Origin of the sequence: Labilibaculum sp. DW002, assembly GCF_029029525.1 — a bacterium.
Lineage (GTDB): Bacteria > Bacteroidota > Bacteroidia > Bacteroidales > Marinifilaceae > Paralabilibaculum > Paralabilibaculum antarcticum.
This window is the reverse complement of the sequence record NZ_JAKJSC010000001.1, coordinates 2,220,930-2,244,658: the sequence shown is the minus strand read 5'-3', so window position 1 is coordinate 2,244,658 and position 23,729 is coordinate 2,220,930. Positions and strand designations below refer to the sequence as shown.

The 23,729-nt window shown below is 34.8% G+C and carries 19 protein-coding genes; 14 read left to right on the top strand and 5 right to left on the bottom strand.

Annotated elements, in window-relative coordinates:
• Nucleotides 1-157: 157 nt before the first annotated feature.
• The 6 genes from porG (at nt 158) to murI (ending at nt 6,158) form a co-directional block, all read left to right on the top strand.
• The gene (gene porG / locus L3049_RS08655) at nt 158-823 is read left to right on the top strand and encodes a type IX secretion system protein PorG (protein ID WP_275109410.1); all 666 of its coding nucleotides are present in this window, start codon (nt 158-160) and stop codon (nt 821-823) included.
• Between the two features lie 3 nt (nt 824-826).
• Complete coding sequence (locus L3049_RS08650; RefSeq protein WP_275109409.1) at nt 827-1,573, top strand: undecaprenyl pyrophosphate synthase; 747 nt, start codon at nt 827-829, stop codon at nt 1,571-1,573.
• Between the two features lie 17 nt (nt 1,574-1,590).
• Nucleotides 1,591-4,122 carry an outer membrane protein assembly factor BamA gene (gene bamA / locus L3049_RS08645; RefSeq protein WP_275109408.1) on the top strand — a complete coding sequence of 844 codons (2,532 nt, stop codon included), beginning with the start codon at nt 1,591-1,593 and terminating at the stop codon, nt 4,120-4,122.
• A 75-nt stretch (nt 4,123-4,197) separates the two neighbouring features.
• Entirely contained in the window at nt 4,198-4,719 is a 522-nt protein-coding gene (locus L3049_RS08640; protein WP_275109407.1) for an OmpH/Skp family outer membrane protein, read from the top strand.
• Between the two features lie 30 nt (nt 4,720-4,749).
• Nucleotides 4,750-5,265, top strand: a complete 516-nt coding sequence (locus L3049_RS08635) for an OmpH/Skp family outer membrane protein (RefSeq protein WP_275109406.1) — start codon at nt 4,750-4,752, stop codon at nt 5,263-5,265.
• Nucleotides 5,266-5,330: 65 nt separating this feature from the next.
• On the top strand, nt 5,331-6,158 hold the full coding sequence (murI, locus tag L3049_RS08630; RefSeq protein WP_275109405.1) for a glutamate racemase: 828 nt from the start codon (nt 5,331-5,333) through the stop codon (nt 6,156-6,158).
• 79 nt (nt 6,159-6,237) lie between these two features.
• On the opposite strand, the gene L3049_RS08625 is transcribed toward murI, so the two are convergent.
• Nucleotides 6,238-6,762 (bottom strand): gamma carbonic anhydrase family protein, encoded by a 525-nt coding sequence (locus tag L3049_RS08625; protein ID WP_275109404.1) that lies wholly within the window; start codon nt 6,760-6,762, stop codon nt 6,238-6,240.
• A gap of 455 nt (nt 6,763-7,217) precedes the next feature.
• On the opposite strand from L3049_RS08625, the gene L3049_RS08620 reads away from it, so the two are divergent.
• The 7 genes from L3049_RS08620 (at nt 7,218) to L3049_RS08590 (ending at nt 19,840) form a co-directional block, all read left to right on the top strand.
• Nucleotides 7,218-10,388 carry a SusC/RagA family TonB-linked outer membrane protein gene (locus L3049_RS08620; RefSeq protein WP_275109403.1) on the top strand — a complete coding sequence of 1,057 codons (3,171 nt, stop codon included), beginning with the start codon at nt 7,218-7,220 and terminating at the stop codon, nt 10,386-10,388.
• A gap of 12 nt (nt 10,389-10,400) precedes the next feature.
• The gene (locus tag L3049_RS08615; RefSeq protein ID WP_275109402.1) at nt 10,401-11,927 is read left to right on the top strand and encodes a SusD/RagB family nutrient-binding outer membrane lipoprotein; all 1,527 of its coding nucleotides are present in this window, start codon (nt 10,401-10,403) and stop codon (nt 11,925-11,927) included.
• Between the two features lie 76 nt (nt 11,928-12,003).
• Entirely contained in the window at nt 12,004-12,654 is a 651-nt protein-coding gene (locus L3049_RS08610; RefSeq protein WP_275109401.1) for an immunoglobulin-like domain-containing protein, read from the top strand.
• Between the two features lie 35 nt (nt 12,655-12,689).
• The gene (locus L3049_RS08605) at nt 12,690-13,361 is read left to right on the top strand and encodes a lipid-binding protein (protein WP_275109400.1); all 672 of its coding nucleotides are present in this window, start codon (nt 12,690-12,692) and stop codon (nt 13,359-13,361) included.
• A 400-nt stretch (nt 13,362-13,761) separates the two neighbouring features.
• Entirely contained in the window at nt 13,762-15,606 is a 1,845-nt protein-coding gene (locus L3049_RS08600; protein WP_275109399.1) for a 2-oxoacid:acceptor oxidoreductase subunit alpha, read from the top strand.
• Nucleotides 15,607-15,609: 3 nt separating this feature from the next.
• Nucleotides 15,610-16,650 carry a 2-oxoacid:ferredoxin oxidoreductase subunit beta gene (locus L3049_RS08595; protein WP_275109398.1) on the top strand — a complete coding sequence of 347 codons (1,041 nt, stop codon included), beginning with the start codon at nt 15,610-15,612 and terminating at the stop codon, nt 16,648-16,650.
• 214 nt (nt 16,651-16,864) lie between these two features.
• Nucleotides 16,865-19,840: a PEP/pyruvate-binding domain-containing protein gene (locus L3049_RS08590; protein ID WP_275109397.1), complete on the top strand. Its 2,976-nt coding sequence runs from the start codon at nt 16,865-16,867 to the stop codon at nt 19,838-19,840.
• A gap of 88 nt (nt 19,841-19,928) precedes the next feature.
• Here the strand turns inward: L3049_RS08590 and fabD are convergent, their stop codons facing one another.
• Complete coding sequence (gene fabD / locus L3049_RS08585) at nt 19,929-20,819, bottom strand: ACP S-malonyltransferase (protein ID WP_275109396.1); 891 nt, start codon at nt 20,817-20,819, stop codon at nt 19,929-19,931.
• A 170-nt stretch (nt 20,820-20,989) separates the two neighbouring features.
• On the bottom strand, nt 20,990-21,619 hold the full coding sequence (gene folE / locus L3049_RS08580) for a GTP cyclohydrolase I FolE (protein ID WP_275109395.1): 630 nt from the start codon (nt 21,617-21,619) through the stop codon (nt 20,990-20,992).
• Between the two features lie 111 nt (nt 21,620-21,730).
• Between folE and L3049_RS08575 the strand changes: the two genes are divergently transcribed.
• Nucleotides 21,731-22,420, top strand: coding sequence for a nucleoside phosphorylase-I family protein (locus tag L3049_RS08575; protein WP_275109394.1), 690 nt, complete (start codon nt 21,731-21,733; stop codon nt 22,418-22,420).
• On the opposite strand, the gene L3049_RS08570 is transcribed toward L3049_RS08575, so the two are convergent.
• A complete protein-coding gene (locus L3049_RS08570) occupies nt 22,407-23,057 on the bottom strand; it encodes an MATE family efflux transporter (RefSeq protein WP_275109393.1) in 651 nt (216 codons plus the stop codon). The genes L3049_RS08575 and L3049_RS08570 overlap by 14 nt on opposite strands.
• Nucleotides 23,047-23,715, bottom strand: coding sequence for an MATE family efflux transporter (locus tag L3049_RS08565; protein WP_275109392.1), 669 nt, complete (start codon nt 23,713-23,715; stop codon nt 23,047-23,049). The genes L3049_RS08570 and L3049_RS08565 overlap by 11 nt, the downstream gene beginning before the upstream one ends.
• Nucleotides 23,716-23,729: the final 14 nt, after the last annotated feature.

Genomic DNA, 23,729 nt, shown 5'->3' with positions numbered 1-23,729 from the left:
TTTTTTTCTAGAAATAAGGTTTTTTCAGATTATATGCTACTTTTGTAGCTTGTGATTGAATTTAGGGTGATTGTATCCTTATCAAACCAACGGTTTTAGGAGCTTTAACAAGATTCTAAAATTCATTTAACAAGATTGAAAACATAAACTTGATTTCATGTATAAACTGATATTGGGAATACTGTTTTTTGCAATTAGCACAACAGCTTTTTCGCAAACCAAAGCAGAGTTGGGCTTCTTTGGTGGTGTTGCCTATTATTTGGGAGATATTAACCCTAATAAACAACTTTATTCAAATTCAGTTGCGTTAGGGGGAATTTACAGATATAACTTTAATTCTCGTTACTCGTTAAGAGCTGGAATGTTGTTTTCGGGATTAAGTGGTGAAGATAAGGATTTTAATAATTCATATCAGAAAGCGAGAGGAGCCTCGTTCGAAACAGAATTGGTTGATTTTTCCCTTCAAGTGGAATTTAATTTTCAACCTTTTTGGTCTCCTAAAAAATCCAAAAGTCAAATAATGGTTCCGTATGTTACGGGAGGAATTGGTTACATTGCTCCAAGTAGTACAAGTTCTTCATTTACCATACCAATGGGGGTTGGTTTAAAAACCAATTTAGGAGGCAGATGGACTGCAGCCTTGGAATGGAGTTTTAGAAAAAGTTTCACAGATGATTTAGATCATTTGGATGATCCGAATAGTTTGGATAAAAGTAGTTTGATTCACAATAACGATTGGGCATCTTTTTTTGGAGTAATGATTAGTTATAAGTTGTTCCCAGATAATGAAGAATGCCATTCATACGGTCGCTTTGTAAAATAACATATGTCAGTATTAAATAAGATAATTAAAGAAAAGCTTCCAACTCATCTAGCCATTATAATGGATGGAAATGGACGTTGGGCAAAAATGCGAGGAGAACATCGTATTGTTGGTCATCAAAATGGGGTTGAGGCAGTACGAAGTACGGTTGAAGCATCAGCTGAACTTGGAATTTCTTATCTAACCTTATATGCATTTTCTACAGAAAATTGGAATCGACCACAAGACGAGGTTTTAGGATTGATGTCTTTGTTGGTTGAAGCAATAGAAAATGAGACTCCAACTTTAATGAAAAACAATGTTCGCCTTCAAGCAATAGGCGATTTAGATAGTTTGCCATTAGAAGTAAGAGAAAAGTTGCAAGGAACAATTTCCAATACATCTAAAAATACAGGTTTAACTTTAGTTTTAGCTTTAAGTTATAGTTCTAGGTGGGAGATTGTAAATGCAGTGAAAAACATTGCAAATGAAGTAAAGGATGGAGCATTATCTCCTGACGAAATTGATTTTGATTTATTCTCCAATAAGCTTACGACCAAAGGAATTCCCGATCCGGAACTTTTGATTAGAACAAGTGGAGAAAATAGAATAAGTAACTTCTTGCTTTGGCAGATTGCTTATTCTGAATTGTACTTTACTGAGTTATTTTGGCCCGATTTCGATAAGGAAGAACTATACAAAGCACTTCTAAATTATCAAAATAGAGAACGCCGATTTGGTAAGACAAGTGAACAATTAAACGATAATTAACCATTATAATTCAAGTAATGATTAAAAGATTAACTTTCATTTTTATTCTATTCCTTAGTTTCAGCGCGGTAGCTCAAGAGACTGATACGATTTACAATCCTTCTTTATATTATTCTTCTCCGAAGAATTATGAAATAGGGGGTGTGTCAGTAACAGGAGTAAAGCATCTAGAGAATAATGTGTTGATACAAATTTCTGGTCTTCGTGTTGGGAGTACCATCGAAATTCCTGGAGAGAAGGTGACCAAGGCAGTGAAAAAATTGTATAAACAGGGTCTTTTTTCTGATATACAGATTTCAGCTACAAAGTTAATTGATGATAAAATTTATCTGAATATTCAACTTCAAGAACGTCCTCGTTTATCTTCCGTTAATTATAATGGTACATCTAAAAGCGAAACAACCAAATTAAGGGAACGATTGAACATGGTGAAAGGTACACAAGTGACTGAATATCTTGTGTCGAGTACAAAGAAAGTAGTTAAAGACTATTTTAAAGAAAAAGGTTATTACAATACAGAAGTTAACATTGTTCAACGAGATGCATCTGATGATGAGAATAGTGTTATTCTTGATGTTAATATTAATCGAAACAATAAAATAAAGATTAGTAATATTATCGTAGAAGGAAACACAGCTTTTACGGATAAAAAAGTAAAAAAAGCAATAAAAGATTCCAAAGAAAAGAAATTGAAAAATTTCTTAAAGTCATCGAAGTATATCGAAGAAAAATGGGAAGAAGATAAGTTAACCTTAATTGAAAAATTTAACGAGAAAGGTTATCGTGATGCATTGATTATCTCGGATAGTGTTGTAAAAGTTGAGGACGATCGTGTTGATATCTATTTAAAATATAAAGAAGGAAATCGTTATTACTTTAATGATGTGACTTGGGTCGGTAATACAGTTTATACGGGAAATTATTTAGAGCGCGTATTGCAAATTAAAAAGGGAGATGTTTTTAATCAAACTTTATTGAGTGAGAGATTAAATGAAGATGATGATGCCGTAAGTAACTTGTATCTTGACAATGGATATTTATTCTTTAATGTGAACCCGGTTGAAACTGTTGTTGGAACAGATTCAATTGATATCGAAATGCGTATTGTTGAAGGAAAACAAGCGTATATTGATAGAGTAATGATAAAGGGAAATACAAAAACACACGAGCATGTTGCACGTCGAGAATTGTATACATATCCAGGTGAGTTATTTAGTAAGAAAGATATTATTCGTTCTGTTCGAGAGTTGGCGCAGTTAGGTCATTTCGATCCTGAAGCAATTAATCCTGATATTCAGCCTAAACCTGAGAGTGGAAAAGTTGATATCATATATGAATTAGAAGAAAAAGCTAACGACCAGATTGAACTTTCTGGAGGTTGGGGTGCTGGTATGATTATCGGTACCGTTGGATTGAAATTCTCAAATTTTTCGATTCGTAATATGTTTAATAAAGAGGCTTGGAGTCCTTTACCAACAGGTGATGGCCAAACTTTGAGTATTCGGGCACAAACTAATGGATCTTATTATAGTTCATACAGTTTATCTTTTGTTGAACCTTGGTTAGGAGGAAAGAAACCTACTTCATTAAGCACATCATTTTATTATTCGAAACAATCAGGATATAGCCGTCAGTACAACAGAAGTCGCCAAGGTTACGGTGCTTACGGAGGCTACGGAGGTGGAGATTCAGATCAAAGTCAAAAAGTATTTGGAGCAAGTGTTGGTTTAGCTAGAAGATTAAAATGGCCTGATGATTATTTTTCATTATACAATGAAGTTAGTTATCAAAACTATCGTTTGAAAAATTGGCAGTATTATTTAATAGCTAATGGTACCTCAAACAACTTTAGTTTTACAACAACCTTGTCAAGAAGTTCTATTGATAATCCGTTATACACAAGAAGTGGATCATCTTTCTCATTGAGTATGAAGATTACGCCTCCTTATTCTTTATTTGATGGTGTAAATTACGATCGTGCAAGTGAACAAGAATTGTACAAATGGATTGAATATCATAAATGGACATTCAAAGGCCAAATGTATACGAGACTATTAAATAGTACGGATAAATTAGTATTATATACAGGAGCTGAATTTGGTTACCTAGGTTATTTTAATAAGGATAAACGTTCACCATTTGAAGGGTTCGAAGTTGGTGGTGATGGAATGTCAGGTTACTCCATGTACGGTTCAGATAATATTGGTTTGCGTGGATATGGAAATGGAACCTTAACACCAATTGCAGCAAATGGACAGCGTTTAGGAGGTAATATTTATTCTAAATTTACAGCAGAGGTTCGTTACCCATTATCATTAAGTCAATCGGCTACGATTTATGCATTAGCATTTGCTGAAGCTGGAAATGCGTGGTATGAATCTGAAGATTTTCAACCATTCAACCTTAAACGTTCAGCAGGTATTGGTTTACGTATCTTCCTTCCAATGTTTGGGCTGTTAGGAATCGATTATGGATATGGATTTGACGATGCAAATCTGGAAGGCCAGAATGGCGGGCAGTTCCATTTCGTGATTGGCCAACAGTTTTAACATATTTTAAGGAATTGACCTTGGGGACTATTTTAATTTAAGTTATTTTAGATTTTAATTAAAAATAACAACATAATGAAACGTTTAGTATTACTTATCGGATTTGTATTTGTACTTGTTGGAAGTTTATATTCTCAGCAACGTTATGGATTTGTAGATACAGAGTACATTCTAAATAAGATGCCAGATTATAAGAACGCACAGGAGCAGTTGGATCAGATTTCTAGTAATTGGCAAATTGAAATTGAAAAAATAGCTCAAGAAATAAAAGAATTACAAACCAAGTTCAGAGCTGATGAAGTTTTTCTTTCATCGGAGATGAGACAAAAGCGTGAGAAGGAAATTTTCAATAAGGAGTTATTGGCTCAAAAGCTTCAGCAGAAATACTTTGGGCGTAATGGTGAATTGTATAAAAAGCGTCAGGAATTAATGAAGCCAATTCAGGATGATATATATGATGCAATTAAAGAAATTGCAAAGGCAGGAACTTATGGTATGATTATTGATCGTGCTAATGGGCCAACAATAATATACAGTAGTCCAAAATTTGATTTAAGCGACAAGGTACTGTATAAGTTAGGTATTAGAACTAATTAAAATTTAAATAAAAACTAACTGAGTGATATTATGAGACATTTATTAAAAGTTACTTTATTAGCCATTATCTTATCTACAAGTGTAAGTACATTTGCTCAAACCTTAAAGTTTGGACATATCGATTCTAATAAATTATTATCGATTATGCCGGAAAAAGAAGAAGCACAGAAACAAATTCAAGCGGCTGCTGCTGAGTATGATACGCAAATTAAGGCGATGAGAGAAGAAGCTCAGACTCTGATAAGTTCATACCTTGAGCAAAAAGATGCTCTAGCTGAAGCAGTAAGAGCTGATAAAGAAAAAGAAATTCAGAACTTGCAAACTCGTATGCAGGAATTTGATGGTTTCGCTCAACAAGCTCTTCAGAAAAAACAAAATGAATTGTTGAAACCTATTTTCGATAAGGCTTCTGCAGCAATCAAAGCTGTTGGTGCTGAGAACGGTTTTACTTATGTTTTTGATATTAGTACTGGAGTTATTCTTTTTAACTCAAACAACAGTGTAGATATCATGCCATTGGTAAAAACAAAGTTAGGAATTCAGTAAAAAACATTATAATTTAATAAGGAAAGGTGGTATTTTTAATATCACCTTTTCTTATTTTTACAAGTATGAGGAATAGCAAGCAACCAATAGGAGTTTTTGATTCAGGATATGGAGGATTAACCATTTTAAATGAATTGTTGAATGAATTACCTGAGTACGATTTTATTTACTTAGGTGATAATGCTAGAAGTCCTTATGGTACAAGATCGTTTGATGTTGTTTATGATTACACCTTAGAGGCTGTTGAAAAGCTTTTCTCCATGGGGTGTGAGTTGGTGATTCTTGCTTGTAATACTGCCTCAGCAAAAGCCTTGCGTACCATACAGCAGTGTGATTTACCAAAGATTAGTTCAAGTAAAAGGGTGTTGGGTGTTATTCGTCCAAGTGTTGAAGCTGTTTCTGATATCACAAAAAGCAATCATATTGGAGTCCTAGGAACTGTTGGGACTGTTCGTTCCAATTCATATCCATTGGAAATTAACAAATTATTTCCTGGCGTAACTGTCGTTCAAGAAGCCTGTCCAATGTGGGTTCCCTTGGTCGAAAACAATGAGTTTAATACAATTGGGGGTAAATTCTTTATTCAAAAGAACATACAGACTTTGTTAGAAAAAGATCCACTTATTGATGCAATAATTCTTGGTTGCACGCATTATCCCATTTTGAAGGAGGAAATTAATGAGCTTCTACCAGATCATGTAAAATTAATTTCTCAAGGAGAAATTGTAGCCAAAAGCTTGAGAGATTATCTTCGTCGTCATCCTGAAATGGATTCCATGTGTACAAAAAACGCAAGCAGAGAATATTTTACAACCGAATTTGTAGATAGCTTTGAAGAAAAAGCGAGTAGATTCTTAAATGCAGAGCTTAAAGCCGAACACATTTGTTTTTAAGAAAAGAAATAATGAAATAGTTACAAAAAAACCTCTTAAGTTCAGACTTAAGAGGTTTTTCTGTTTTAAAAATGAATTCTTATTCTTCAGTATCTTCGTACCAGCTAGCGTACATTGCATATGAGTTGGCAATTCGATTAATCTCTCCCTCTAATAATTCAGGACTTAATTCCTTAATTTTTTTTGCCGGAGAGCCAGCGTAAACACTTCCTGATTCCACATGAGTACCTTTGGTAACTACGGATCCTGCTGCAATAATTGCGTTGGGTTCTATAATCGCATCATCCAGAACAACAGCACCCATTCCTATTAGTACATTATCCTTTATTGTGCATCCGTGAACAACCGCATTATGAGCAATTGAAACATTGTTCCCAATATTAGTTGGTGATTTTTTGTAGGTAGCATGAATAGTAGCATTATCTTGAATATTCACATTATTCCCAATTTTGATGTAGTGAACATCTCCACGTAGTACTGCACTGAACCAAATACTACACCCATCACCCATTGTTACGTCACCAATAATACTTGCGTTTGGAGCTAAAAAACAGTTTTTGCCCATTTGGGGTGTTTTACCTTTCAGATCTATTATATATGCCATGACTTAATTCCTTATTTAGTTTGAATTTAAATACAAATTTAAATAAAAAAAAGATTGCTGAATATTTTCCGTATATGTTGTTAAAAAAGTTACGCAAACGTTATCGTTAATGGGATTGGTAATGAGAATGATAGCATAGCTTTGGAATTGGAAGTAAATGTGTGGTAAAACTTGGAATCTGTAATGATACAGGTGAAAAATTATTTAGATTTAAAAGGTTTGCAGTACAAAAGGTTTGAATATTTAACTTTTTTTCACAATTTTGAGTCCGCAGATGTAAATAGGGGTATTTATTATTTCTGCGTTTAGATGTTAAAAATGGATCAAGTTTTTCTGTTTTCTTCTAAATAATTCTAAAGGGACGCATATTGTTGCTATCATTTCATTTATAGGGGAATGGTAGAATTTATATATAAATGTGTATTAAATGTTAATTAACCACTAACTAAAAATTTATGAAAAAAAATCTATTTTCGATGCTTGTCCTGTGTTTAATAGGATTGCAGAGCGTATTCGCTCAAAGTCGAGAAGTTTCAGGAGTAGTAACATCTGCCGAAGATGGTTTGTCTATACCTGGAGTTTCAATTATTGTGAAAGGTACTACTATTGGTACTTCTACTGATTTCGATGGAAAGTATTCAATCGCTGTGCCAGCAGATGGAAACGTTTTAGTGTTTTCTTTCGTTGGAATGAAAGATCAAGAAGTCCAGATTACTTCGAGCACGATTAATGTTGTTATGGAGTCTGAATCTGTTGGTATGGATGAAGTTGTTGTTACTGCAATGGGAGTAACTAGAGAAAAAAAGGCTCTAGGATATGCTGCTACTTCATTGGGTGGAGATGAGATTGGAAAATCTCAAGTTGTTAATCCAATGAATGCTTTACAAGGTAAAGTTGCTGGTGTTGATATTGCAACAGCTCCAGGACCAGGTTCAACTCAAAATGTAATGATTCGTGGTGCTTCCTCTTTTGGAAATAACCAGCCTCTTTATATTGTTGATGGTGTACCTATTACTAATTCTCAAAACCAGTCAGGTAGTGCTTTGAATTCACAAGTTGACTTTGGTTCTGGTATCAATGCTATTAATGCTGATGATATCGAGGATATGACAGTATTGAAAGATGCATCAGCATCAGCATTATACGGTTCTCGTGCGGCTAATGGTGTCATCATGATTACTACTAAGTCAGGTAAAGATACTGAAGGAAAGATGCGTGTTTCTTATAGTGGATCAACTACTTTTTCAAGAGTAGGTCGTCTTCCTGAGGTTCAAAAGCAATTCGGTCAAGGTTGGAGCGGTGAAAGAGCTCTTGATGAGAATGGTAACTGGGGTCCTGCTTATGATGGAAAAGATAGAGTTTGGGGAAATATTGTTGACAATAGCCAACAAATTAAGCCTTACGTTTTCTTAGAAGATAGAACTCGTGATTTTTACGAAGTAGGTAAGAATCTTAAAAACTCAGTTTCTTTGAGTGGTGGTAATGCTACTACTAACTTTCTAATGTCTTTGTCTCAAAATTCTGTTGATGGTGTAATACCAACCAATAGTGACTCTTATGAGAGATATACGATTGCAACTAAAGGTTCTCATAAAGCAGGAAAATTAACTGTGAGCGCTAATGTGAATTTCAGTACTGAAAAAACCAAAGCGGTTGCTTCTGGTCAAGGTACTTCTGTATTTAGATCTCTTTATGAAAGTGCTAACGATATTTCTATCGTTGACATGAAGGATTACAATAACAAATTCAATAATTTAGATAATTATTTTACTCCTTATGGTGTAAATCCTTACTATGTATTGAATGAAGATGCTGCTGAGCAAAATAAGAAAAAGCTTTTCGGTAAATTCCAATTGGATTATGATTTTACTGATGATTTGCGATTGAGTTACCGTTTTGGTGGTGACTATGAAGTTGCTTTGGGTGAAACTCATACTGCTATTATTGACTTTACTCCAGGTTCTCCTAATGAGTCAGGTCCTGCTAACACAGGTGCATTTAGAGAATCAAGAACTGAAAGAACTCAAGTGAATCACGATGTGATGATGAGTTATAAGAAAAATCTTAGTGAAGATTTTACATTAAATGCTATTGCAGGTTTAAATGTAAATGAAAGAAGTATGACTTACTTATCAGGAAGTATTACCTCTATTGATATCCCTGGTTTTTATAATTTAGCTAATAGTTTTTCTCCATCTGTTTCTGCTCATGCACATTCAAAACGTCGTTTAATCGGTCTTTATGCAAATGTTGATTTCAGTTATAGAAATTATGCTTACTTAACATTAACTGCACGTAATGACTGGTCTTCGACCTTACCACTTGAGCAAAATGATTATTTTTACCCAGGTGTTACAGGAAGTTTCCTAATTACTGATTTCTTAAAGTACAATGATATCGATACAGGTATCTTAAACTTTGCGAAAGTAAGAGCAGCTTATGGTATGACTGGTAATGATGCTGCTCCTTATGCAGTTTATGATCGTTATGTATCAGCTGCTTCAAATAACCCTGGTTTTCCAGATATTGATGATTTGTCTTTCCCAATCGGAGGAGTAAATTCATATTCTGCTTCGAATCGTTTAGGAAATCCTGATTTGAAAAATGAGTTAACTAAAGAATTTGAATTAGGATTTGAGGCTCAATTTTTCAATAGTCGTTTAGGTTTCGATGTATCTTATTATAACAGATTAACTGAAGGATTGATTGCTAATCTTCCAAAAGATCCATCATCAGGTTATACAACTCAGGTTGCTAATTTAGGTGATGTTCGTAATGAAGGTATTGAATTAGCTGTTAATTTCACACCTGTTAAGACTAATGATTTTACTTGGGATGTAGCATATAATGTTTCATTCAATACAAATACAATTGAATCTTTAGATGTTGATGAGGTATTTCTTGATGGTTTTGGTGGTGCATCAATTGTTGCTGTAGAAGGAAAATCTATGGGACAATTCAAAATCGCGACAGTTAAGAAGGTTGATATTGATGGTGTAATGCATACTGTTGTTGATGGTAGTGGTAATCCACAAGCTACAACTGAAACTGAATTTATCGGAAAAGATGTTGATGCTGATTTCAGAATGGGTTTAACCAACACTTTTACTTACAAAGGTTTTAGTCTAGGTGCAACTCTTGATTTTAGTTATGGTGGATACATGTATTCATATACTAAAGATTATTTGCATTGGACAGGAGCTTCTCCAGAATCAGTATTGAATGATCGTAAAACTTTCTTGGTACCAAATTCTGTTGTTTCTGATGGACAAGGTGGATGGATTGAAAATACAACTGCAGTAGATCCAACTGGCTTGCATAAATTTTATGGTGATGGTGGTGGATTTGATGGTGATGAAGATGCTATTATTGATCGTTCTTACTTCAAGCTAAGAAATGTAAATTTATCTTATGCTTTACCTAAGACTTTCTGCAATAAATTGCATGTTAGTTCTTTAAGCTTATCATTAAGTGCTAGTAATATTCTATTATGGACTCCAAATGAAAATTCTTATATCGATCCTGAAACAACTACTTTCGGAAATGATATAGGTGCAAAATTTGGTGAGTTTGGTGCAGGTCCAAGTAACGAATTTTACACTTTTGGTTTAACTTTCACATTGTAACAAAAAAGAATTATGAAATATAAAATTATAGCTATTTCACTTGCCTTTTTGTCAGTATTTGGCTGGGGCTGTGATAATTATTTAGATATAAATGAGGATCCAGATGTATTACGTGACATTCCGGAAGCAAAGGTAGTTTTGCCTGCGGCAGAATTGAATTTGGCTAATCAAATGATGGGCTGGGATTTCGGTTTTGGTGGTGGTTTTTGGTCTGAATATTGGACTCAAGCTTATGATGCATCTCAATTTAAAACTTTATGCGAATATGAGCCAACTAGTTTTGCTACAGCGTATAGTGATTTAACTGCTGGTGTTCTTTTAGATTGCAAAAGAATGAAAACTGTTGCAACTGAGAATAATAACATAGGGGTATATTATGCTGCTGAAGCTTTGTCAATTTTCACATGGCAAACCATTACTGATGTTTGGGGAGACGTTCCTTATTTTGAAGCTCTTAAAGGAGATGAAGGAATAGTATCACCTAAATTTGATGAAGGAAGCGTTATTTATGCTGACCTACTTGCAAGAGTTGAAGCGTTAATAGCAACAGATATTTCTGAAGCTTCTTTACCAGGATCATATGATTTTATTTATGGTGGAGATTTAGATCAATGGAAACTTTTTGCAAACTCGCTTAAGTTGAAATTAATGATTCGTCTTTCTGAGACATCATCTTATAATAATGCTGCTCTTGTTACTTTTATCGAATCAGCTGAATTCATTAAGAATAATGCTGGAATAAGCGGTTCTACATGGTCTGATACAGACGAAGGAAAGCGTCACCCTATGAGAGAATTCGAAGAAGGTGGAGCTGATTACTTAAGTTCAAATGTAATTGCTTCTAAGAACTTCTTAGATTATCTTCAAGAGAATGGTGATCCACGTCTTGATGTTCTTTTCGAAATGTCTGGTGGATATCATTTAGGTGCATTTTTCGGAGATTTTGCCTCTAAAGAAGATTCTGATGAAAACGGAACTCTTGATGAAGACGAAGACTACAGTCAAGCTGTATTTTCGGCAACACAAGATCTAATAATCATGTCAACTTGGGAAATTAATTTCTATATCGCTGAAGTTTATGCTCGTGCGGGTAACAATGCTAAGGGTAAAGAGTACTATGATCTTGGAGTTCAGGCTTCTTTAAGTCAGCATGGTATTACTACTTCTGATATTGCAACTACAGGTTATGCAGCTTGGACTGGTGGTACTCCAGAAGAAGGAATAAAGCAAATTGCAATGCAAAAATGGGTAGCTAATGCTAACTATCAGCATATTGAGTCATTTTTAGAGAGAAATAGAACTAAATATCCAGCTGTTAACACTATTGATATTCGTAAAGACCGTGTTGCTGCTGATACTATTTTACGTAATGATTTTCTTGGAGAATTGACGATTGCTATTGAAGGAAGAGGTAAATTAAATGCAAAATTACCTGCTTCACCTATTTATCCTACCGCTATATTAACTCGTAATGAAAATGCTCCTGCACAGAAGCAAGATCTATTAGAGAAAGTTTGGTGGAATAAGAAGGCTGAATAATAATTGTAATTTATAGATAATGGACATTGATTATCTTTTTATGAGATGTCCAGCTTTTACAATAAAAATTTATAAAATGAAAAAAATATTATATATATCATTGCTTGCTATCATCACCTTGTTTTCAGCGTGTGATGATAAGGAGACAGAAGATATCTCAAGGATTACTTACTTTCCTGATTTTACTCTAGAAGGTGGTGAGTTCTACAGACACGAAATGGGTACAGCTTATACTGAGCCTGGAGTAGTTGCTATGGAAGGTGAAAACGAACTTGAAGTTGTAACATCAGGTGATGTTGTTGATTCTAATGTTCCTGGTATTTACGAGGTAGTTTATAGTGCTACAAATGTTGATGGTTTTGATGGATCTGTTTCTCGTTATGTTATTGTAACTGATGAAGTAGATGACTCTGCAGTTAACCTTTCAGGCGATTATGAACTTGTTCATGGTTCTTTTGTTATTTTCGATGTACCTGTAAAGAAAAAAGAAGCAGGTTATTATACTATGGGAAGTATCTATGGTTACGAAAAAACTTATGGTGCTCAGTATACTATGCCTGTTAGAATCGTTTATGTAAGAGCTGGGGAAATAGCTTTAGTTCCTATGACCGATTTATTTGGTTATGCACTTACAGCTACAGGAACAATTTCTGAAGGTGGTCTTTTTGAATTTCTAATTAGTAGAGATGGAACTCCATGGAGTTATAGAAGATGGCAGAAATTGTAATTGTTTCTTAAAATTAATTTAAATTGAATAAACAAATGAAAAATATATTTTTATATTTAATAGGAGCATTTATTTCTCTTTCTCTTGTTTCTTGTGATGATACTGAGCTAGAAGATTGGGATAGTGCTGTACTGGACTACTCAGGTACTTACCTTTATCAAGTTTCAGAACTTGATGGGACTCTTGTTGCTGATTATGACAATGAGCATAAATTGGAATTTTATAATACATCTGCTGATGTAGCTAATGAACTTTGGATTGATGATCATGATAAATATTTCGAGTTAAGAAGTAAGTTCTTTTTAGATGGTGATGCAAGTAATTTTAAATCTAAGTCTATAGCTTTTGCTGATTTAACGAATAATGAAAAAGCAATTGTAATTCCTGACTCAAAGCCTACTGCACTTGGAGAAACTATTGTTGAACTTCGTTCCTATATTAGAGCTGCTGTTGTTGAAGGAAAGATTATTAAAGATGGAGCCACTACACTTGATAAAAATATTGTTGACAGTTTAAACGTCAGTATGGTTTTATATAGTGGAAGTGTAACTTTCAAAAGTGAAGAAGTTCCTGTAGCCTACAGAGCTAATCCTGACAAAGAAGAATTCAAATGGGTTTTTGATACTGTAGCTCATGATGCTACAAAAGATGAAGCTTATATTATTGCTGGTCATCGTTATTCAGGTTTTACTGAAGATGATTATTAGTAGATAATCAATTCTTAAATATATTAAAGGTGTCTCATTTATTTGAGACGCCTTTTTTTACGTTTAAAAATAGACGTAAATTATTGTGCTTCGGTTAGCAATTTGTCTTCCTGATTAAAATTTTAAAAAAAGTTACCCTTTCCCACCTTTGGAATTGCTTTATTCAGACTTAATCAACTCTTAATCAGACTTAATTTTAAACATAAGTTGGATGTAACTTTTTATGACACAAACGTTTGCAAAAAGTCATTAAAATTTCATAACTTTTCTTGTCTAAAATATTGGAAACGTTACCTTTATCCATGTTAAATAACATGCGTAAAGCAAGATGTGATTAACAAGACAAAATCGAAACAACTTAACAAACTAAGAATTTAACTAGAAGTTAAATCAAACAGTCATGAGTCAAAAGACAAAAATTATTGAAAGAGAAGAGGTTGTTATACGATTTTCAGGTGATTCCGGAGATGGTATGCAATTAACAGGAACACAGTTCTCTGATACTTCAGCTTTATTTGGGAATGATGTAGCGACTTTCCCTGATTATCCAGCAGAAATCCGCGCCCCACAAGGTACCGTAGGTGGCGTTTCAGGTTTTCAATTGCACTTTGGTCACCAAGAGATTTATACTCCAGGTGATTATGCCGACGTATTGGTTGCAATGAATCCAGCGGCTTTAAAAGCTAATTTAAAGTGGGTAAAAGCAAGTGGTACAATTATCGTGAACGAGGATAGTTTTACAGATAAGAATCTTGAAAAAGCCGGTTACGAATCAGATCCATTGTTAGATGATAAGCTTGCTGACTATAACCTAATTAAGGCAAAGGTTACATCACTTACACGTGAGTGTTTAAAAGATTCAGGACTTGATCAAAAAAGTATTCTGAGATGTAAGAATATGTTTACTCTTGGAATGGTATATTGGATGTTCGATCGTCCTTTGGATCACTCTGAAGATTTTATTGAGAAAAAATTTAAAAAGTACCCATTAGTAGTTGATGCTAATAAAAAGGTACTTAAGGCAGGTTACAATTTTGCTAAAACAATTGAGGCATTGCCTTATAACTATAGTGTAGCCCCTGCTAAAATCCGTAAGGGTACATATAGAAATATTACTGGTAATAAAGCAACAGCCTGGGGACTTATGGCAGCAGCAGAAAGAGCTAATCTTGAGCTATTCTGTGGGTCATATCCTATAACTCCAGCTACTGAGATTTTACAAGAGTTAGCGGCTCGCAAAGATCTTGGTGTGAAAACTTTCCAAGCGGAGGACGAAATTGCAGGTATTTGTACTGCAATTGGTGCTAGTTTTGCTGGTGATTTTGCTGTTACTACAACTTCTGGTCCTGGTTTAGCATTGAAAACGGAAGCTGCAGGTCTTGCAGTGATGACTGAATTGCCACTTGTTATTGTGAATGTTCAGCGTGGAGGTCCTTCTACAGGTTTACCTACCAAAACTGAGCAGTCTGATTTATTGCAAGCAATTCATGGCCGTAGTGGTGAGTGTCCTATGCCTGTTATTGCAGCTAGTACGCCATCTGATTGTTTCCATTACGCATTTGAAGCGAGTCGTATCGCACTTGAGCATATGACGCCTGTTATTCTTTTAACAGATGGTTTTATTGCTAATGGTGCTGAACCTTGGAGGATTCCAACTATGTCTGAATTACCAGAGATTGTTGCCCCTATTGCAAAAGAAGGAGACGATTTCCTTCCTTATGCTCGTGAAGAGAAGCGATTGAGTCGTAGATGGGCTATTCCGGGAACAAAGGGATTAGAGCATCGTATTGGTGGTCTTGAAAAAATTGATGGCGTTGGTACTGTTTCTTACGTACCAGAAAATCATCAAGTGATGAGTGATATTCGTAAGAAAAGAGTAGAGCTTGTTGCTGACAATATTCCTGAACTTAAAGTGAAAGGAAAGGATGACGCTGATGTTCTTGTAGTAGGATGGGGTGGCACTTATGGTCACCTTACAACGGCAGTTCGCGAATTACAAAAGGAAGAGAAATCTATTAGTTTAGCTCATTTCAATTATATTTTCCCACTTCCTAAAAACACTGCTGAAGTGTTAGGTCGTTACAAAAAAATTATTGTGTGTGAATTGAACGACGGTCAATTTGCAGAATATCTAAGAAGTACGTTCCAAGATATTAAGTTTGAACAACACAATAAATTAATGGGATTACCATTTACTGTGGTGGAATTAAAAGAAAGATTTAACCAATTATTGGAGGAGAAATAAGTCATGGCTGATACAGTATTAAATTCACCTAATATTAAGAAGCTAAGTGCTAAGGATTTTAGAAGCGATCAAGAGAATCGCTGGTGCCCTGGTTGTGGTGACCATGGTATTTTAAATTCCGTTCAAAAGGCAATGGCTGATATGGATTTTAAGAAGGAAGATTATGCCGTAATTTCAGGTATTGGTTGTTCTTCTCGATTCCCATATTATATGGATACTTATGGTTTCCATACCATTCACGGACGTGCTGCGGCTATCGCATCAGGAGCTAAGTGTGCTAACCCAGACCTTGAAGTAATTCAGGTTTCTGGTGATGGAGATGCTTTAGCAATTGGTGGTAACCATTTTATTCATGCAGTTCGTAGAAATATTGACATGACTATTCTTCTCTTTAATAATGAGATTTATGGCCTGACTAAAGGTCAATATTCGCCAACATCAAATCATGGAATGGTGACAAAAACGTCACCTTTCGGAACTATTGAGGAGCCATTTAAGCCATCTCAGTTAGCTATGGGAGCAGGTTCAAAGTTTTACGCTCGATCGCTTGATACGAATATCAAATTAACGACAGAGATTGTAAAAGCAGCATCTGATCATAAAGGAACATCTATTGTTGAGGTTCTTCAAAATTGTGTGATTTATAATGATGGAGCTCATTCTATTATTACAGATAAAGCGACAAAAGAAGACTATACCGTAATAATTGAACATGGTAAACCGATGATTTTTGGTAAGGAGAAAAATAAAGGTTTAATCATGGGAGGTAATGGTAAACTTGTAGTTGTTACTATTGGTGAACATGGCATTACCGAAGAAGATGTTCTTGTTCATGATGCACATACTGAAGACCCACATATGCATTGGTTGCTTTCAAGTATGATGGCTCCTGAGTATCCTGTTGCTTTGGGTGTTATTCGTGATGTAGATTCTACTTCTTACGACGAGAAAATGGTTCAACAAATTGAAGATATTAAAGCAATATCATCAATCAAATCTATGGATGATCTACTAAATAGTGGAGACACTTGGGTTGTTGAATAAAGAATTTTTAACCTAGAATATAAAAAGAGGAAGCGATGAGTTTCCTCTTTTATTTTACACTTATTTTTCATTAATTTCGCCCAAAATTATTGGGTGATAAGATTTGATGGCTTCAGTAAATCGGAATGAGGAAATGTTTGCCAAAAGGTAGATCTCGAATCAGATAATTGTATTATTTTGTACCACTAGAATACACACAACAAACACAAAGAAAATGGAAGAAGTTGCTATTTCGAAAATTTATAAGCGTAAAAAGAACGACAGGGATATATTTCAGGAATTAATGCCATTTAAGGTAAAGGAAATTCTTCTTGTCGCTACTTATTACGATTCATATACTATCGTCAGAGAAGGTCAATTTTCTGACAAAATTGTTGGAGAATATCTTCAGTTAAATTTATACACAGCACCCCGATTTACTAGTGTTGCTACCAATGAAGAAGCTCTCCAGGCAATGGATGAGAAAAATTTCGACATTGTAATTTTGATGGCAGGACTTGATAAGGAATCACCGCTTGAATTGAGCCAAGAGATTAAAAAGAAACAGCCAGAATTACCCGTTTTGGTCTTGGTGAATAATAATAGTGACTTAGCTTATTTCGATAAGGCTGCCGATAAGATTAAAAATAATATTGAGAGAGTATTTGTCTGGAATGGATCGACTAAGATCTTTATGGCCATGACCAAATACATTGAAGATAAAATGAATCTGGAGCCAGATTCTAAGATTGGTGATGTTCGGGTAATGTTGCTGGTAGAAGATTCTGTAAAATATTATTCTCGTTATCTGCCTTTACTTTATACGTCCGTTATGACTCAAACTCAGAAAGTAATTTCTGACGAAGATGATATTGATGAGATGCATAAAATTCTAAAAATGCGTGCTCGTCCTAAGGTTATTTTGGTGAGTTCATATGAGGATGCTGTTGATATTGTAGATAAATATCTGGAAAACCTACTTTGTGTTATTTCTGATGTTCGATTTGCCCGAGATGGTAAGTTGAATGACGATGCAGGGGTAGATTTGATATCCTATGTGCAAGATAAGCACTTAAGAATTCCTTGTGTTATGCAGTCGCATGATACGGACAATGCAATGCGTGCTTTTCAAGTAAATGCTGATTTTATCAATAAAAATAGTGATACGCTAGCTTTAGATATTTTCAACTTTATACATTTGAAATTGGGATTTGGAGATTTCGTATTCAGAAATCAAAGTGGAACCCAAGTTGCCATGGCAAAATCACTTGAGGATTTTGAGAACAAGTTAAGATATGTGCCAGATGAATCTTTATTATTTCACTCTAAAAGAAATGGTATTTCAACTTGGCTAATGGCCAGAGGAGAGATTAATATTGCTAAAAAACTACGTCGCTATCAAATTTCAGACTTTAAAACGGTTCGTGAATTGAGACAATTTTGTTTGGATGTATTCGAGGCTTCGAGGTTGAAACAATTGCGTGGTCGTATCATCAAATTCAAACCTAGCCTTGCAAACTCGAACCATTACGTTGTTCGTTTAGGTCGTGGATCAGTTGGTGGTAAAGGCCGTGGATTAGCGTTCTTGAGTAATTTTACTGAGAATATCAGTTTCCAAAAACTGATTAAAGACATTAACATTACAATTCCCCGAACTGCGATTATTGGAGTTGATGAGTACGATAATTTCTTAGAAGCGAATAATCTTTACGACAAGATTTATCTCGATAAAAACTATAAAAAAGTAAGAGATTTATTCGCAAAAGGAGAGTTGTCGGATAAATTGCGAGATAGACTAAGGAGGTATCTTGAAAAAATGAATAAGCCTTTGGCTGTTCGTTCATCAGGATTGTTTGAAGACTCATTGATGCAGCCTTTTGCTGGTGTATATGCAACCTATCTTTTGCCAAATAATGACGAGGATTTTGAAGTGCGTTTTGATCATTTGGTAACTGCTATAAAAATGGTTTATTCTTCAATTTTTACACCTGAAGCAAAAGCTTATTTCTCAGCTGTTGATTATAAGATTGAGGAAGAGAAAATGGCTGTAATTCTTCAAGAGGTTGTAGGGCAAGAGTACAATGGGAAATATTATCCAAACATTAGTGGGGTAGCACAATCATACAATTATTATCCATTCTCGTATATGAAACCTGAAGATGGTTTTGCTGTTCTGGGATTAGGTTTGGGTAAGTATGTTGTTGGTGGCGAGAAAACGCATCGTTTCTGTCCTGAGTATCCAAAATTACAGTTGGCTTCAATTCAAGACCAAGTGAAAGATTCTCAAAAGTATTTTTACGGAATCGATATGCAAAAGGAAGATATTGATTTAGTAAAAGATGGAGAAGATGCGGTTACCTTAAAATATCAATTGTCTGATGCCGAGGATGATGGAAATTTATTGCATTGTGCTTCGGTATACGATGGGCGAAATGATAGGATTGAGCCAGATTTGAACCTACGAGGACCTCGCGTTGTGGATTTTGCAAACATTCTTAAATACAATCAGATTCCATTGGCGCAAACTTTAAGTATTCTTCTGAATATTTTTAAGCAAGCAATGGGAGCGCCTGTTGAGATTGAATTTGCAGTTGACTTATCTAAAGGAAAGAATGGCTTACCTACTTTCAACTTATTACAAATTAAGCCACTTATCCGTCAGGAAATGAGTGTCGAAATTGATATGAAAAAAGTTGATAAAGACAAGCTTGTTTTATTGGCTGATAAAGGAATGGGAAATGGTAAAATTGACCATGTTCGCGATGTCATTTATATGGATGTAAGCAAATTTGACAGAACTAAAACTGAAGAAATGGCTGAGGAAATGGCCGTTTTGAACCAGAAAATGAAAGAGCAAGATAGAGAATATGTTCTAATTGGACCTGGAAGATGGGGAACAAAAGATCGATTTACTGGAATTCCTGTTCTTTGGTCGCAAATTTCTAATGCAAAAGTGATTGTTGAGCAAGGCTTGGAAGATTTCCCACTTGACGCCTCATTAGGATCACATTTCTTCCATAATGTAACCTCTATGAATGTTGGTTACTTTTCAGTTAGAAGCAATACTGAGCATAGTTTTGTGAATCTGGAAATGTTAGCTAAACAAAAGGTAGAAGAACAAATTCATTATTTCAAGCACATCCGATTCGAAGAGCCTTTAGAGATTCTTATGGACGGTAAAAAACAAACTAGTGTAATTAGTTTTAAATAATAAAAAGGAGGCAATAAGCCTCCTTTTTTTATGGTAAAACAAAAGGCAGTTCATATGAACTGCCTTTGTTATTTATTTCGATTGGTATTTATCCTTGAAAAGAATCTACACCAGCAGTTTCCATTTTACGATCTACTTTTTTAACTAAACCTTGGATAACTTTACCAGGACCAACTTCGGTGAAAGAACTTGCACCATCAGCAATCATGTTAACCATAGTTTGAGTAAAACGTACAGGAGCAGTTAACTGAGCAACAAGATTTTTCTTGATTTCTTCAGGATCGGTTACAGGCTTAGCATTTACATTTTGGTAAACAGCACAAGTAGGAGTAGAGAAATTTGTATTTTTAATTGCTTCTTCAAGTTCGACACGTGCAGGTTCCATTAGTGGTGAGTGAAATGCACCTCCAACTTTTAATGGCAAAGCACGTTTAGCACCAGCTTCTTTCAATTTCTCGCAAGCTACTTCAATGCCTTTCATACTACCAGAAATAACCAACTGACCTGGGCAGTTAAAGTTTGCAGGAACAACAATCTCATCAATTTCAGCACAAACTCTTTCAACAGTTTCGTCATCAAGACCAATGATAGCAGCCATAGTTGAAGGCTCAATTTCGCAAGCTTTTTGCATAGCCATTGCACGTTGAGAAACCAACTTAAGACCATCTTCGAAAGAAAGAGCTCCATTAGCAACAAGTGCAGAGAATTCACCCAAAGAGTGACCAGCAACCATTTCTGGTTTGAAATCAGCACCTAAAGTTTTAGCTAAAATTACAGAATGAAGGAAGATAGCAGGTTGAGTAACCTTAGTTTGTCTAAGATCTTCATCAGTTCCGTTAAACATTAATTCAGTAATGTTGAAACCAAGAATCTCGTTAGCTTTGTCGAATAATTCTTTACCTAGTTCAGAGTTTTCGTACAGGTCTTTGCCCATACCAACAAATTGGGCTCCTTGCCCAGGGAATACATATGCTTTCATATTCTTCTTCAATTATCAATTTTCAATTCAATAATAAGTAATGAATTGATTATCATGCTAAGATTTAAAATATTCAGGGCACAAAGATATCTAATCAATTAACAACGTGCAATTTTGTTATCGAACATTGTGAATTGGTGCTTATCCTTGAATCAAGAATTCTTTACTTATTAGTAATTAGTTTTTGTAGAGATCAGTCGAATAAACTCTTCGCGTGTAGCGACTTTTTCGAAAGCTCCGGTAAAATCAGAAGTTGTTGTTGTCGAATTTTGTTTCTGAACGCCTCGCATTGACATACACATATGTGTCGCTTCAATTACAACCGCTACACCAAGAGGTTTAAGTGTGTCTTGAATACAATCTTTAATTTGAGTTGTTAGTCTTTCTTGCACTTGTAAACGGCGGGCAAAAGCATCAACCACACGTGCAATTTTACTTAGGCCTGTAATTGTGCCGTCAGGAATATACGCAACGTGAGCTCTTCCTACAAACGGAAGCATGTGATGTTCGCACATTGAGTATACTTCAATATCCTTAACAATCACCATTTGGCGATATTCTTCTTTAAACATGGCTGATTTCAGGATTTCTTCAGGTTTGATATGATAACCGTGTGTAAGAAATTGCATTGCCTTAGCAACTCTTAGGGGCGTTTTTTCAAGTCCTTCTCTCTCCGCATCTTCACCTAAAAGTTCAAGTACTTTTTTATAGTGAAACATGAGTTCCTCAGTCGTTTCTTGGTTGAATTTTTCTATTTTTGTGAAACCTTTATTTTCTGTTTCGTTACTTGAAAATTCCATCTGTGTTGTCTGTTTAAATTTAAGTCGCTATTTCGACTTGCAAAATAAGTATAAATTTCACCTATATAACAAACTTTTCGAAGCTTTTGTTTAGCCTAAGTTCTTGCATCAATGGAGATTTTAATAATTGCTGGTTCTTTTTCAACCATGCAAAATTTTATTAGTCAGCTGGTTTTAGTTGAATATTTGGGAAAGAATTACGCTCGATTCAAGTATCAGGAAAAGGAATTAGATGTGCTGATTACTGGAACTGGGGGAAGTGTATCATCGTATCATTTAAGTAAATCATTGAATACAAAGAAATATGATTTTGTTATTCATCTTGGTCGATGCTTTTCATTAAAAGACAAATTGGAACCTGGTATTGTTGCTAGTGTGATTGATGATTATTTTGGTGATTTGGGTTTTGAATCGGAGGATCAGTTTTCTTCTATTTTCGATTTGGAAATACAGAATAAAAATGAATTTCCATTTTCGAACGGAATATTAGAAAACAACCTTGTCTTACCAGAATTTCAATCGGAATACAGAAAAGTTAGTGGTATTAGCTGCAACACAATACCCAAAAGTCTTTTTAGTATTGCTGATATGTATGTCAAAAATCATCCGGATGTAATAAGCAGAGACGGCGCTAGTGTCTTATATGCATGTCTAGAAGAGAAATTGAAATTAATTCAATTGTTTTATGTTGTAGATCGCATTGAAAAGGCAAGTGATAGCTACAAAATTGAAGAAGATGAGATTTTAAAATTAACGGAAGCTTTGCAGTTAACTTTACTCGAAATGTTTAAATTGAATTGAAACGAAGAAGAATAGCTTTTTTGTAATAAATAGCTTGGAATACTCCTCGAGCCAACATAAAACCTAACATGGCGATCCATAATCCATGATTTTGATAGTAATCACTAAGGATATAATAAAAAGGAATAAAAACGAAAAGGGTTGCAGCCATCATTGTTTTTCGCATGTAAACCGAAGCGGTTGCACCAATAAAGATCCCATCCATAAGAAAGGATGTAAAACTTAAAATTGGCAATAGAATAATCCATTTTAAATAAGCTTGTGCTTCTAATATTGTAGCTTCACTATTTGTTAAGGCCGATAAGATTAAGTTGCTGGTTGTACCGTAAAAAACAGTAAATGCCAAGCTGATTCCAATTCCCCATAAAAACAATAATCGAATTACTTTTTTTAGTCCGTTTTCATTATTTGCCCCAACAAATCGACCAACAAGAGCTTCTGCTGCATAAGCAAAACCATCCATAAGATATGAAAAGATGAAAAGGAATTGTAGTAATAGTGAGTTGACGGCAAGAATGGTTTTATTAGTGCTTGCAGATTCAGTTGTAAAGAAGGTAAATACAAAAATAATACAAAGAGTTCTCAGGAAAATATCTTTGTTAATGGCGATGAAGTTTTTCAATTCGCTAATTTTCATCATTCCTTTTCTGCTCCAGTAATGAAATAATCGGCGATAAAAGCGAAGAACAAAGAACATTGCGATAAACAAGACCACAATATTGAGCAATAACAGTTCCAAGAGCAACACCTCTGGCATCCATATTTAATCCATAAACAAAATAAGCTGATAGACTAATATTGATAGTATTACAAATAATGGCAATGACCATCGGTATTTTAGAATTTTGCATGCCAATAAACCACCCTGTTAAGGCATACAGGCCGATGGTAGCTGGAGCAGCCCAAACACGAATGTAATAGTACGATTTCGCTATTGATTCAACAGATTCTTCACTATCGATAAAGTAAAAGCTAAGTTCGGCTATTGGGACTTGTAAGAGTAATATACAGGTGCTACCTATCAATGCAACTAATAGTGCTCTAGATAGAGACAGAATGGTTTCGTTTAAATTTCGAGCACCATAAGCCTGAGCTGTAATTCCGCTTGTCCCCATTCTAAGAAAAGCAAAACCCCAATATAAGAAGTTAAATATTGTTCCTCCTAAGGCAATCCCACCAATAAAATCAACTTCTCCAAGGTGACCCATCAGTGCTAAATCCACTATACCCAAAAGAGGAATAGTGATATTACTAATAATATTAGGTATCGCGATATCGAGAATTCGTTTGTTCACAAGAATATAAATAT